Genomic DNA, 14,772 nt, shown 5'->3' with positions numbered 1-14,772 from the left:
TCATACTCTAAATAAAAGAGTGTCACATACCAGCACACCAGTGCGGTAACAATGCCCATAACGTCAACACGTGTTGCTATAACCTACTGCACGCACGAGCAATGACAGAAATTTTCCCTATCAATATATGTTTTATTCGGACAAGTCCCTAAGGATCCCATTATTTGGGAGGGAGCATACATAACTGCGCGCTAAACAAGAATATTGGTTAATCCTAAATTAACTTATTGCCTAATAGAATGCAAACAAGGTGAGTTGCTCACCATATGCCAAGTGCACCGTGGAGGTCATGAAAGCGGATTTTAGTAAGCTGATCAATCTGCTCGCATAAGTGGCATGTTGCAAGGGCTTTTCCGTGGTGTGTGGGATAGTTCTGAATGGGGGTTTATGGAATGTCACGATTTGTAAAATTTTTCTTTCGGGCAGCATGTACACTATTAGTTGCGCTCAGCATCGGTACCGCAGACTGCGCCTTCGCGAACGGTGGGGTGAAGACAGGGGAACAGAATGATAAAAAAGATGTTGCCACAACAGTGATATGTAATGTCATCCTCTTTGTGCAAAAGCTGGGGTTACCGATCATGACCGGTGTTATTCTAGGCGCAAGTGTAATGGCGGTTTTCGGTAGGCTGGCATGGCCGGCCATAGCAATGTTGGTTGTATTTACTGCAATATTCTTTGGCGCAAGTAAGCTCATAAGCAAATTTGCGAAGGGGATCACCGAGCTAGACGCCGATAACTTTGACTGCAAGTAACCCATAAGGGGTTGTCATCACAACAATGCTGGCGCTTACCCGCAAGGCAACCCGACTTCACAACAAGGTTCAGTCCATCTCTTAACGGGGCACATTGTGTCCCGTTAAACTATAATGCACAGCATGGCTTTCAGCTAGTATACTTTCTGAAATCCGCATGCAAGTCGCGCTTCGGCGGCGTGCAACAAAATTGAAAATTCATTAAGCATAACTGTAGATAGGCTACGCAGATTGTTATATAAGGTAACAGGTAAAGTCTTTAAGGGAGTAGAATGTTGAAAGCCTTTTTGACAACAGTATCTGTGTTTGTCTTCACGTTACTATCGTTCAGCTCTGAAGCCTCAAGCGTGCGCGCTATGTCCCAGGGTTCAGCAAATGCGGCGAATGGGGAAGTGGTATCAAAAGTTATATGCAACGTTGTGGTGTTCGTGCAAAAGTTGGGGTTGCCTATAATGACGGGAGTTATACTGGGCTCGAGCATCATGGCGGTCTTCGGTAGGCTGGCATGGCCTGCTATTGTGATGCTAGTTGTATTTACAGCCATATTCTTTGGTGCAGGGAAGTTGATTTCAAAATTTGCCGGTGGCATTGCAGAATTGGGTGCTGATGATTTTGACTGTAGAGTGCTTGCTGGCACGACTATATAGCCCCGTCTGTGGACGTTCGGGCTTTCTGAACATCGGCAGGTTTGCCTATTTTTGGTTCACGGAATGTTAAGCATATGAATGTAGTACTCTGAATTATGCTTGGTGGCGTGAGAGGGTTATGGGTATTCACCGGTGTCTTTCATAGATAGTTTTGTGCGCAAATTTCGCCTGAAGAAAAGGGGCGATGAGGATCAAGGCTCTGAAGAGAAGAGCAGTGCTACAGTTGAGGAGGTACACAGCTCCTCCTATGCAGCAGGTGGGGCGGATTCCTACGTGGAGTTCATAGCACCCGCCTGCCACTACAACGAAGAGACGCTGCTGAACAAAAGTGGGGGTCTGGTACAAATAATACGGATAGAAGACTATGCCGACAGTTCAGGTTTGGGGTCTCTCAGGGATGCTATAAGGACTGTTATATCGAACGTGCGGGATCCGAGCATTGCATTTTGGCTATACACTGTTAGGGAAGAGTGCAAATTTAAACTTGATTGGCACGAGACGCGGGACTTTTCTGATTCTTTGCACTCCCTGTACGAGGACTCTATAGGCTCAAGGCGTACTTACGCTAATGAGGTATACATTGCTGTGGTGACTCAGCCTCTGCGCGAGAAGCTGGATGGCATGATCAGTGCGCTGACGTTCGGCCGAGTCAAAAAGAGACATAAGAGCTTTTTGGCCTCTAAAGTGCAACAGTTATCCAGGGTAACTTCCGCCATGGTGGCAGAACTACAATGTTTTTCTGCTAGAAAGCTTGGGGTAGTCCGCTGCGAAGACGGAAAATGGCGGTCTGAATTACTGGAGTTTCTGAGCTATTTGGTTACCTTAAGACGTGGTGAGCGATTCTTAGAATTCCGTGACAGCGCGCATACCATTGCCGCAGGATGTGGTCTGGCTGTTGGGTTTAACACGTTAAAGATTTCGGATCAAGAAGGGGCAAGATACGGAGCAATTCTTGGCGTCAAGGAATACACAGGTGAATCTCTAGATGCGATTGACATGTGTTTACAGCAAGAGTGCGAGTTCGTCATAACAGAAGTGATACAATTCGTGCCGAGTGTGCAGGTCAAGGATGCGTACAGGAGGCAGACCGAACTGTTGGAGATAAGCGGAGACGCGGAACTGGCAAAGATTGCACGTCTGGAAGAGGTTATGTCCACCGACGAAAGCTCAATTGGTGATTGTTGTAAGCGGAAAGTGAGCTGCATGGTCATCTCAAACAGTGTCCCATCCCTCAAGAAGGACATAAAGAAAATGGTTGCCGCGTTTTCAGAGTTGGGTGCAATCGTGGTAAGGGTTGACTTGGCCCTGGAAGATGACTTCTGGGCCAACATGCCCGGTAGTTTCCGCTACGTTCTTGGGATGCGGTTTGCAATGGTGAAAGCCGCATGCACTTTTGCTATGACGCACCACTTTCCTTCGGGTGCGCTTAAGGGAGGGCGATGGCACGAGGCCATTACGCTGTTTTTTTCCAACCAAAACCTGCCGTATTTCTTTAGCTTCCACGCGGGGGATAAGGGGCACACGCTTTGCCTAGGTCCGCAGGATTCACACATGACCTTAATAATGAATTTCATAATTTCAGAGTCCAGAAGGTTGCGCGTGAAGTCTGTGGTGTTCGACTATAGCGGAAAATCCATTATTTTTGCTACTGCAATTAACGGGCAGTACAACAGGATAGATGATAGGCAAGGCAAAGTAACCCAGTTCTTCAATCCGTTCAATGTGCACGATACCCCGATTAATCGCGAGATAGCTGTTGGGGTTGTGGAAAGAATGGCCGGTACGCTTGAGCCGCCCAGCGAGGCAATCAAACTCGCTGCCAGAGAGGTTGTTGATAAGATATTCTCAATCCCCATGGAGTCCCGTACGCCGGACAAAGTGCGGGAATGCATAGAAATGTTAGGGGAGTCAGCGCGTGCTTGGTGGGGGGCCCAGGGGGCTTTTTCGCGCCTAATATCAGACACGACGGAAATAGAGTTGGATGGGGAGTTTGTGGTAATTAACGTTGGCATGCTTGCTGGCAAACAGGAGTGTATGGGTGCGATATTGTATTTTCTCCTGCGTTCACTCGAAAACCGCTTTAACGGAGAGCCGACCATTCTTGTGATGTATGAGGCCTGGGTCATGGATGTGGTGTTTCCGGATGAGAGCGAGTTTGATGCGTGGATGGAGAGGCTTACCGCACGAAACGTTGTGGTGGTGTTTGCAGCAGAAAACATTCGTGCTATCTCCACAAGTAAGCTTATAAGATATGCTAGCAAACACATCGAAACGCGGATTTTCATGCCTAATGTTATCATAGGCAGCCAGCAGCAGGTTAGGGTGTTTGGCCTGTCCAAAGAAGAAGTGGATGTCATGTTGCAGATCCCCCATCATGAGGGGCATTTCTTCATCAAGCAAGGCAGTTCATCGGTAGTTTTGGCGCTGAAGCTGCGAGACAAAGAGACGAGAGTGCTATCTGCAAATAGAACGACAATAAAACTCATGTATGAAGCGATTGCAGAGAAGGGCAAGGATTGGCTACCTGCATTTCATGCAAAGTGCGATAAACTCGCGCAGTAATCCCGCCTTTGTGCTATAGATCTGAGCAATCCGACAAGTGTAAGTGTTCTTACGTCAAAGATGAGTGAACCGTCCGCAATGCGGCGGTGGCCCCGCTCCGTGGTGCGGAAATACGGCGGCAATGCCGCCCATGGTGCCGCGCACGTCTTCTGAGGCCAGTTTGCTGTGATATTAAATGCCCAGCGGCGTCAAAGTTGACGCGTGTGTTATGCAGCGTGGCATATCTAAGGCTAATACGCCGTACTGTAGGCCAATTTCCGGCCATTCTGTAGTGCAATTGTCCAGTGATCGGATTCCAATTTGTGTTACCGAAAATGCAGCAAGCTGTCTATGCCCGGAAAATACGATCTGCAGAGTATGTTTCCGTGTTATAGGAAGATCTCATTGGATATAACCAAGATACCAGTATATCTTTCGGGGAAGGATGTGTAATATTAGGATACAAATAGCTATTTTTAGTTGATCTTAATCTTTATTTAAAGCTATTCATGTGAACTAGTCTTGGTTGACTGAAACATACTAAACAAAAGGGTACATAGATATTTTCAACTGTATGGTTGTATGTAATTCAGGAAAGCGTGCCAGAAGACGTTCACTGCTGGTTTTTGCAGCACGCTTGGTGTACATGTTTTGCGCGATTGCGGCGTTTTGTGTCCCGTGTATGTGTAATTCTGCAGGGGGCGTTATACCTGATTTGTTTGTTGAGGCTCCACGCAATGGGGACGCAGAAGGTGTTTTTGCCATACCCGAGATTGCAGTTATATTCCTGCCGCCCGGTATTGGGCACTACGGAGACTACGAGGTTGTGCGGGTGGAGAGATGGGAATACATGCGCAGGCGGCTCGGATATGTTGTTGGATACGTGCAACGCAACGAGAATAATGAGCTGCAAATATGTGCGTGTACCAAGTGGACCAGCATTTTGGATAGTGGTTTGGCGCGGGAACTGGAAATTAAAAGGACGGAGCAGGAAGACGAGTTAACAAATTTTGAGGACCTCTCACTAGACGACAGGGTGCGCGATAGGTGCGAATATATGAACACCTGGAAAGGTTGTGTTAGCATAATTGCGATTACCCCGGACTTGCCTGTGTTTTGCAATGCGTTTGCTAAAGAGTCACGCATTCAGGTTTTGCCCATGGAGTTCCGTAGGCAGTCCTACTTTACACCCGGGCTCCGTGTTATTACTGAAGATAGAGGGGCAAGCAAGGCGCAGGATCTGTATCTTGGAGCCAGTAGAAAGCATGTACCTACACGTTCAAGTAAAGTGAAAAGTATTGACTGCAAGGGGGAGATCAGCAAAGCATTCGGCGAGCTTAGTGGCTGTTCATTCCCCGCTGAAAGTCCGCACTCAGGAGAAGATGTATCCTCGTTCGGATATTTGCTAAGCAGAAACGGGGAGGAAATCTGCATAGAACGCACGAGCAATTCAGGCAAGGTGGTCGATTGCGTTCCGGCGCCGAGCTTGCAACGACCTTCCATAACCGCTATTCCTGGAGACAAGGTTCAGATAAAATTTAACCCGTGCAAAGGCGCGAATGGTCAAGACACAGACTACTGCGATGTGACCATGGGTCCGGGCGACAGGGATAGTACGATAGGGTTTGCCGTAGCGAGGCCAAAGTTTGACATAGGCCGCTACGACTTTGCGTTAAGATACGTTTGTGATGAACCCGGTGTTGAACTCAAAGACTGCAAGCAACCCCGACAGGTTTATGATGAAGATCCTAGCGGCAATGTAACGTGCCTGATGGACTTGCAGTTTTCCCCCAAAAAGTTTTACGTCAAAAGAGATGGCAGATACTACTGGATTCGTGAATTACCTAAGGTTCTTGTAGGCCGCAGCCGAGATACCAAAGCAAAGAGAAACCTACTGTGTGCTGACAGTGCATCGCTTGATCTTGCCACAATGCGCCAGGAAGACATTGATCGCATGAGGGGCCGGGGACGTTTTTTCCGCATGATACCGCCTGAGGGAAGTAGTTCCAGTGGTGATGTACTGTGCAAGGACAACATGCTTTATTTTTATGACAATGACAGAGTATTTGCGCATGACACGCCAGCCATGTGCAGCAGTGCCAGCAGGGATGGAGTAATAGGTGGGCATTGTAAAACCAGGTACGTAAGCGAAGATGACCATCAGCCCTTCTTTTTACAGGAGTCTGAAGAGCTAAGCACAAGTGCAGTTACACCCCTAAATTCACACATGCAGGGTTTGTGTGTAAGTAACTTCCCTGCGTATGAGTATAAATACTACTCGGGAAACTCCCCCCTGGCTGCCGGACTGAGTGTCGAGGAAAGTAACAAACACCTGCTTGAGATAAGTCGTAATAACACCCAGTGCGATTTTATAAAGATAGAAATGTGGGGAGGTGGAGAGTCCGGCTCATTGCGTGGAGGCGCCAAGGTTGGTAGGCCCGGCGAGTACGTCATGGGAGTGCTCAAGGTGAATCCAGAAGAGCGCAAATACCTGATAACTAGTATTGGCCATGGGGGCGCTGCCTCGCTTGATAACAAGGGTGCCAGTAACACCCGGAACCCGGGCGGGAATACCGTTGCTTTATTGTGTGACGATGTTGGCGGAGAAACGTGCAGTTTAAAACTGACGGCAAGTGGCGGAGGGCAGCCTAGCAAGGGCATGTCGTCATCTGGTGGGTACGAAAAACTTGTGCACTACAGAGTTGCCGAGGGGCGCACAGAGATCAGGAATGATGAAGTCTTTGTTCCGTATCAGAGTATTGACTTTGCTGAGGGGCGGGCCGGCATGGATGCCGTAGGATGCATTAGCAATTCACCTTCTGACAAGCAAGCTGCGGTAAAGGTACTTGCGCCCGGTAAGTATATGGGTGCCGGCGGCTGTGCCAGAGCGGATATTAAAGCCGTGCAAAGTGGAGCGCACGGCATGGTCAAACTTACCTGCGAAAAATGGTCTGGTGATCCCGGTAAAGTGAAGGAGTGGGAAGGAAGCTTTTGCAACAAAGAGGTGCTTGAGCTTTTGAACCTGTTCAAGAAACATGCCGCAGATCGCAAGTTAAATGAGGAAACGAACACTTTCTTTGCTGACGTTGCCAGCATGCCTTTTTGTCGTGGAGTGACTGGGTTGCCCAAATTGCCCCAGGTATTAGATGCTCTGGCCACAGTAGTGAAAGGCAATGATGTGACAAAAAAGAACAGGAAGGAGGCTAAGGCTTGGATTACCAAAACCCTGGCTCCCCTGAGCTCCGTTCTGGACAGCGATTATAGAGTTGTCAATGCGTACGTCACGGCACAGAAGGCATTGAAGAAAACAAGCACGGGAGGCAAAAAGGAGTTTTCACAGGGTTTTGAGGAGCTGATAAAAAGTAAGGTTTCTATCATTGCTGACAGCAGCGAAGTGCTGGAAATGCTCAAGCGCTTGAAAGACTACACCGGTGGCCAAAGCCTGAAGTCCGATTATATTCTCGCCGCTTTGGAGAGCAAAGAGTTTGCCGAAGATGTGGCAAAATCCCCTGACTTTGTTGAATGGCTTGAAAGCACTGTGAAAAATATTGGAAGCAAGCAAGGTCTGGCATTTGAAAATGAGCAAGAAGTAGATGCTTGGGTCGGGGGAATGGTTGCATCGCTCAAGAAGGCGCTGACGGATGATGTTGAAGTGGCAAAGGCGTACGAGAGGGTTATCAGTAAGCTGGGGGGGAGTATAGATGCGAAAGGACACGAAAGCATCGTAGATTCCTTCATTGAGGGCTTTAAGGAGCTGGCAGTAAAGGCGACCTCCACCGTTCTTGACAGAGTGCTAGAACTTCTAGAGCAGCTGAAAAACCATGCGGAAGTACATGGGGTGAAAAGTCAAGGGGTGTTCAGGAGGATCGCGAAAAGCAGCTTTCCCAGAGCCATATCGGGGCACGAAGAATTTATTGCCGGCTTGGAAGCGGTTGCTGCTGTGATCAGTGCTGAAGATAAGGTTTTTGACAACGCGAAAGATATTGAGACTTGGGTAGAAAGTTCCATAGCTCCTGTAGTGAAGGCGCTAAACAAAGAGGGCAAGATAGTCGAGGCATATGCAAATGTGCGTTACGACGAAACCCGTTCTAAGCGAGCATACGATGAGGATGCAAAGTCTGAGCTTATTACCAATTTCAGAGATCTGGTGCGGAGCAAGGCTGTAGACAGTAACTACTGGATTGTTGAAGATGATGGGGAGCGCACGCGCCGGATAACATTGGAAACACATGTAGACCCAGTTAATACCGGATTAAGTGCACGTAGGGTACTGCATGCGCTACGCACGGCAGCCCAAGAGTACGGCATACGCGATGCAGAGCTGATTTTTGATGTGTTTTTCCGAAGGGCGTACATTGTACTCAGAGTTGAAACCAATCAACATCTTTTCTCACTGCTAGAATACGTGGCGTATGTTTCCCAGTCGGAGAGAGCCCCTGACTTGCGCAAACTCAGGAGTTTTCGTTCAAGTTGGAACCAAATGCTGGAGCGCATTCCTACATCGGACTTGTTTCCCGAAGAAGTTGCACGTGCGCTTTCGAAAGAGGGGCGGCACGCCGCACTGGCAAGGTTTTTGAAAGATGCGGATTACGTCAATCGTTATGTCAGGAACAAGGTGTTTGAAGCCCTAAAAGGTATCTTGGACGCGAGTTTTGTAAAACACAGCGCGAAGAAAACCGAGGGAGAATATAAGATGTTCGCGAACACGCTTGAAGCTATGCTGAAGCGTACCAAAATTTGGGGAAGGTATAAGGACCTAGATGCCACAAAGCGAATGGCTTCTGGCACTTTCGCCAAAAATGCTGCTGGTAAATCACGGTGCCTTGCCTGGGGGCTGAACAACATTTTACTTATTATGGAGGGCGTTGCAATTGCCAGAGAAAGCATACCAGATTTTGACAGTTCGCACGCCTTTACCAAGCAAATGCTGCACACGCACACGTATCGGTACTTAGAAAAATGCCTCGAGCTTCATGGTGAGAACACGCCGTACGACGGGGATATCCGCAAGGTTGTGGAAGGAGCCATGTCTGACTTACTTGGCCAGGGGAATTATAAAAATGTGACTGATCAGGAATTTGTGAAAGTGCTCAACCAGCTACAAGCGCTGTCTACTGAAAGTGGGCCATGTCCAGAGACTGAGTCGCAGTTTGAATCTAAGGGTACATGTTGCGGGGTCCGCATGATTTCCCATCCTGCCTTTTTGAAGGTTGCTAATCAGGAATTCCGCAATGTTGTGAAAGATCTTGTCACGCTGCTTAGCTCCTGGGACAGGGTGCAAGCTTTTGATAGGCTGTGGAGCTGGTACTCGGGCAAAGCCGCAGATGTTCTAAACCGAGCATTTGACAGCAGTGCGGAGCACAAGAGGGTGTATAGAGAGCGCGCAAAAGCAGAAGCTGAGGATTGCGACAATTACATATACTTTGAACCACCTGGTCTATCTCTCTACAACCAAGTACAAAATATGCTGTATAAGAGATCCTCTGCGCTGCGTGAGGAGAACAAGGGTGCAGATGCGCTGCAGCAGGAGTATGACTGGATGGAGACATATAGTGCAATTGATGATATTGCAACGCGCGCTGGGTATCCCTACGGAGACGGAGCGAGTCTGGTTTTTATAGCAATGCGAGACGTGAAGTTCGTAAATGCTGCGGAGGGGACACTTGTGCTCTCATTTTTGTTAGATCATCTACTGCCCATACTGAAAGGGGATGTAAAAACCTTTGCCACACTTGCTGAAGCTGATGCATGGATAGAAGGGATTGAAGCTCACATGGAGAAGTTTGCGCAGGATTCGAGGTCTCTGAATCTGCTGATGATGTACGGAGATCTCTATCTTGGGAAACTTTCTTTAATCGAGAACATGATGCTACCATTCCACATGCGGGGCCAAGTCTACGAGCTGCTGAAAGGTCCCAGGGGCTCCACCATATCGGAGTTTGTCAAGCGTCAAAAAAAGAGCATTGAAGAATTATACCTCGAAGCGCAACTTCACCCTCCGGAAGGTGGTGTATCACATCCTCTGCTAGATGAGCTAGTAATCTATGATCGCTCGTCACTCACACGTGCGATGAAGTTTGCGGGGATGGGCGTACCCTACATTCCGATGGTGAATTTTTATCACACTGTTAGGGAATTGCTGAAGAGCAAAGTAAGGGTAGTATCATGAGTCATGCGTGCATTACAGATACAGGTGCGCGTCCACGTGGATAATGCCTTGGGTGCAGGGGCCTGAACAACACTCCCCAATGCTCTACAACGCATAGACTAAGCACCCAATATCAGGTGCAGTACAAAGTGTGACACTTCTCCCAAAGTTAGGTAACCCGGCTCAGGATGCTGGGAAGATGAAGGGCATGCTGTACATCCAAGCCTGATATCTACTACAAGCTACAGATCTGTAGCGACTACGACACTAATCAATCTCAAGTTAGGTACATAACCATTACCTTCACGTCTCGGTTGTATGGGAATTAAGCAAATTTTAGCGTTGCTGAGTTACCGTGTGGGCACGTGTTCTGGTGGGTTGGTGGATGTTGTTTAGGGATAGGTGGCGCCATGTCATCATTATCCTGGCGCTTCTCTTGTTGTGCTTGCCAAACGCAGTTATGGTTCAGGGTTCTGCTGCAGCAGCCGCCTCTAAAGCACCCGCCGAAACCGCCGCCCCTACACCCGCCTCTCCCGCTCCGAGCTCTGCATCCACCTCCGATTCATCCACCGCCGCAGGATCCGCCTCTCCCGCTTCGAGCCCCGCAACAACTTCCGCTCCAGGTCCTGAAGGCCCACCCGGTTCAGGACCAGGTCCCGGACTTGGGGGAGAGCCTGGTATGGGGGGTGAGGGCGAACAGAGCGGCCCCCTTGGTGGTGCGTGCTGGCTCACAAAACAGACTGTCAAACCGGTAGGTAGGGTCCGAAGCAGTGGCACGAATAATGCGGTACCTGCTGGTGCGGGCATAAATGTTTGTGCGGCATGGCCGGCCTGCGGCACTTGCGTGCGCATGTATGAGGGCGACTGCAGGCACGTTTATCCATCCTTTGTTATGGTATACAGCGCACACGACGATACCAAAGGTGCAGAACAGATTTGTGCATGTAAGGCGAAGTCATGCTACCTGCCCTGGGATTCCACAGAGTGGAGCAAAAACTGCTACCAGCACCTGGCATGCTATGACAAGGCAGTTGCCACGGAGGCGGGGCCATTCTGTAATGTACTGCCCAGACACCACCGGCCCACAACCGTCAGGTTTGTTCCGCTGGAATTTTCCAAACAGAGCTATTGGATTCCAGGATTTGTCGCAATAGTCGAGAGCTGGGAACATAAAAACGGTGTCATGACCAAGAAAGTGAGTAAGCACGTAATCCACCCGGGCGGGAAGCAGCCTGAAACTGCATCCAGTAATGCTTCCAATAGCAGTCAGGGTGTGGCGACTACAACTGCTAGCAGTCCAGGTACCCAAGCCGCAGCAATTGCAATGAGTGATGTGTCCACACCAGACAGCCAACCTGCGGCACCAAGCGGCCAACCTACGACGGCAAATGCGTCCACCACAGAGGAAGAGAAGCAAAAACGCACATGGCACACCGTGGGTGAGAAGATAAATGGGGAACCAAAGGACTACAGCTTTTCTGATAACGGGAAGACACACCACCTCAAGGCGCGCAGGGTGCACGATACTGTTTGTGTGGAATACTACGGCGCAGATCAGAATAGGGAATCCGCAATTTCCGGCGGATGTGTCCCAATTCCAACAATGGAGCCCCCACTGGTATACCAGGCTTTCAAAGTGGATAACAGTAATAAGCCTTACACGGGCCATTATAAAATACCGAATAGAAGCAAGCTTTTTGGGGGTGAGTTTCGTGAGTGGACATATACGTGTCCCATGGCAGTTTCAATCGCGAAAAATCACGACATGCTGCAGAAGGAAGGGAATACAGGAGAGTACAGAGTTGATTTTTACTGGGGTGGATACGGGAAGTGGCCAGACTGTATGGCTATTGCTGTAGATAAGCGTCAGGGGACCTGCAACTGCTTTGCTGGCGAAGAGAAGTTTGATGACTGCGACAAAAGGTGCAACGCCAATACCCCCGAAAGTGTGCCAACCTGTATTCTCGGTTTATATAAGGGCAGGAAGCGTATAATACGGAAGGAGCAAAAGCTAACAAGACGAGAAATAAGTTCCGAGCAGAGTCAGGCGGAAAGGAACATTAAGCGCATGGTAAAGAATGCATTTGGCCGCAGCTGTGTCTTCGCATACAAACAATGCGTGAGATTTAACGGAACAACAACGTGCCACGATGAGAAGGAACGTTCCGAAGACTGGAGCGGTACACATTATGACAAGCCACGAGACATGTTCGTGGGTTATGCAACCGAGCAATTTGCGAGTGGGCAGGAAAAGCAGGAAGAGCAGCAGCGCAGGGGGGAAAGCAGCGCAAAGTTTTTGGGGGTTACTGCAGATCCGGCATTGCGAGAAATGCGGCGATATTGTGCCAATGTTGAAGATATAGAGGGCAAGAGCGAAGTCTGCTGGTATAAACCCGCTGAGAATGCACCAGCCAATGTTCTGTGCGTGTCCGGTGTGGGGTCTGATGTCTCCGAATATGAAATCCGAAGCAAGAGTGATGAAGGTGTGGCACGCACTTGGCTCAGGAAGCAGCCGAAGGTTTTGCGGCGCTATGTCCTGGTGGACGTGGGAAATGACACTAGAAGAGTGGCATGCGATGATAAATATTCTATCGTTCTTGGTTCATTGAGCCAGGATATTCTGGACAAAACGACGGTGCAAGATGGACAGTACATATTCCCGAAGGAATTTCTCGAACGCAGCTTTGTCAAGGGTGGCAGTGACCCGTGTTCTAGTCCCGATGCCAAGATAGTATACTATTACGAATCTGGCGGATTTACCTCTGACCCCGGTGTTCTCTCTAGATGTAGCCACCCGGTTACGCAATACTATGGTCCCGGCAAGGAAGTGAAGGGTTGTGCATATGAATATGTGAGCATGGATGATTACCGCCCCCTTACATTTAGTGGAATCACATCCGAGCACAACGTTCCCGCGACTGGCACTACCCCGGTGCCTGCCGCTGGGCAAGCGCAGGCAAACGTGGCGGTTCAGTCAAGCACTGCGCAGACTAACAATGCGGTGCAGACAACATCCAGCAACGAAGTTCCGAAGAAGTTAACCACCGACCTCGAATTGAGGCCTCTAAACCCGTATGACCGCGGATTATGTATCGACAAATTTCCCAGACATTGGTACGAGCCGCGATACATTTTCAGCAGTGGAACGCAGTACGAGGTGGAGAATACGGATAATCCGACTGTTACCAAGGACTACGTCATGCTTAAATTCAAAGCCGAAGACAAAAACCAGCCGAGGGGATGCAATTTCTACCGTATTGAAGCATGGGGGGGCGGTGAGGCTGCTGCGACGACTGCGATGGGTGAGCGCAGATCTGGAAGGCCCGGACAATATTCCATGGTGGTACTGCGCAACCCTAACTGCACGGATGAAGGGTGCCAAGCTTTTTCGGAGAACAAGGGTAGTAGGAATGTCAAGGACTTGGAGCTCTCCATTGAGGTTGAGGTTGGGGAAGGAGGGAAAAGCGGCAAGAACAAAAAGAACCCCACAACAGGAGAGAATCATGACCTTGGAGTGGGCGGCGACACCATAGTGAAGTTTTGTGTCTGTGCAAGTGGCAATTGTACAAGCGCGTCAAGTGGTCAAAACGCTAACAGTAATAGTAATGGTAAGCGGTGTTACACAATCATGACAGCAGTGGGGGGCGGCAGTAAACGTGCCGGAACTCTAGATGAGAGCGCCATTAAGAATCTGGTGGTGAGCTATCGGACTATCACTGGAGATGTGCTGGCAGACGACGATGGAGCCACTAAATTGCTGCTGGAAGGGCGCGCGATGTTTACGAAATTCCCGCTGGAAATGAACTTTCCGCTGTATGACCAGGAAGGTAATACAAGAAAGTGGCTGGATTTGATTGCGGAGCATTTTCGGGGTAGAAGCTTGCCCAGGGAGTTATGTACGTGGAAAGACATGTATCACATCTATCGCGACTTTGGTGATTTCTTTATTCCGGGCATGGGAGGCTGCTGGCACAATGAAAAAGGTAAAGAGCCGGGGTTGGGTGAGAGCGGAGCCGCGATGATTACCTGTGAGTTGTGGGATGACACAAGAGCTCCTACATTTTCCGGCAATGAAACGAAAAAGCCCGATACCAACGGGCATAACCCTCCGACTACACCACCAGCTGCCGCTAAACCCGCCGCTACCACGGCAACAAGGCCCGTGGTTCAGCCGGCTGCTGCGCCCGTACCTGTACCCAAGATTCCTGATAAGTGTGGCGACCTACCAGCGGGCAGTTGCAAGGAACACGATGGCAAGATACTGGTAACATACAAGTACTGTCCGTGGTGGGCTAGGTTCCAGACTAGCTCATGGGAGGACGCGTACTCCTGCACTGGAGGCATAAGAACGTACACTGAAAAGTTTGATAATGTGAAGGCATTTGAAGCATATAGCAATTCTTGGGTGAGGGTAAGACGCATGAGTGGTTGCGACGATAAGTCGTGTGTGCATTACAGGGATAACTACACAAACAAGAGGGGATGGTAACAGCACGAAGAAGACCAAGTAGGGGTAACTCCCCACTGGGGAAGATGAAGGGCATGCTGTACATCCAAGCCTAATATCTACCACAAGCTACAGATCTGTAGCGACTACGACACTAATCAATCTCAGGTTAAGTACATAACCATTACCTTCACGTCTCGGTTGTATGGGAATTAAGCAAATTTTAGCGTTGCT

At 49.2% G+C, this 14,772-nt stretch carries 5 protein-coding genes; all 5 read left to right on the top strand.

Annotated elements, in window-relative coordinates; translation table 11 throughout:
- Positions 1 to 392: 392 nt before the first annotated feature.
- The 5 genes from AMF_RS08995 to AMF_RS08975 all read left to right on the top strand — a co-directional run bounded on the left by AMF_RS08995 (position 393) and on the right by AMF_RS08975 (position 14,580).
- Positions 393 to 755 (top strand): TrbC/VirB2 family protein, encoded by a 363-nt coding sequence (locus tag AMF_RS08995; RefSeq protein ID WP_010265932.1) that lies wholly within the window; start codon positions 393 to 395, stop codon positions 753 to 755.
- A gap of 272 nt (positions 756 to 1,027) precedes the next feature.
- On the top strand, positions 1,028 to 1,402 hold the full coding sequence (locus AMF_RS08990; protein WP_010265930.1) for a TrbC/VirB2 family protein: 375 nt from the start codon (positions 1,028 to 1,030) through the stop codon (positions 1,400 to 1,402).
- Between the two features lie 132 nt (positions 1,403 to 1,534).
- The gene (locus AMF_RS08985; protein WP_010265927.1) at positions 1,535 to 3,964 is read left to right on the top strand and encodes a VirB4 family type IV secretion/conjugal transfer ATPase; all 2,430 of its coding nucleotides are present in this window, start codon (positions 1,535 to 1,537) and stop codon (positions 3,962 to 3,964) included.
- Positions 3,965 to 4,517: 553 nt separating this feature from the next.
- The gene (locus AMF_RS08980; RefSeq protein ID WP_010268444.1) at positions 4,518 to 10,112 is read left to right on the top strand and encodes a glycine-rich domain-containing protein; all 5,595 of its coding nucleotides are present in this window, start codon (positions 4,518 to 4,520) and stop codon (positions 10,110 to 10,112) included.
- Positions 10,113 to 10,770: 658 nt separating this feature from the next.
- Entirely contained in the window at positions 10,771 to 14,580 is a 3,810-nt protein-coding gene (locus AMF_RS08975) for a hypothetical protein (RefSeq protein ID WP_241759954.1), read from the top strand.
- The last annotated feature ends 192 nt before the right edge of the window (positions 14,581 to 14,772 follow it).

It is taken from the genome of Anaplasma marginale str. Florida (assembly GCF_000020305.1).
Classification (GTDB): Bacteria; Pseudomonadota; Alphaproteobacteria; order Rickettsiales; family Anaplasmataceae; genus Anaplasma; species Anaplasma marginale.
The sequence above is the reverse complement of the archived record's forward strand: the minus strand, read 5'-3'. Positions and strand labels throughout refer to the sequence as shown.

Coding starts and splice junctions, on each gene's coding strand:
- AMF_RS08990 (WP_010265930.1), top strand. CDS start 1,028: ATGTTGAAAGCCTTTTTGACAACAGTATCTGTGTTTGTCTTCACGTTA.
- AMF_RS08975 (WP_241759954.1), top strand. CDS start 10,771: ATGGGGGGTGAGGGCGAACAGAGCGGCCCCCTTGGTGGTGCGTGCTGG.
- AMF_RS08995 (WP_010265932.1), top strand. CDS start 393: ATGTCACGATTTGTAAAATTTTTCTTTCGGGCAGCATGTACACTATTA.
- AMF_RS08980 (WP_010268444.1), top strand. CDS start 4,518: ATGGTTGTATGTAATTCAGGAAAGCGTGCCAGAAGACGTTCACTGCTG.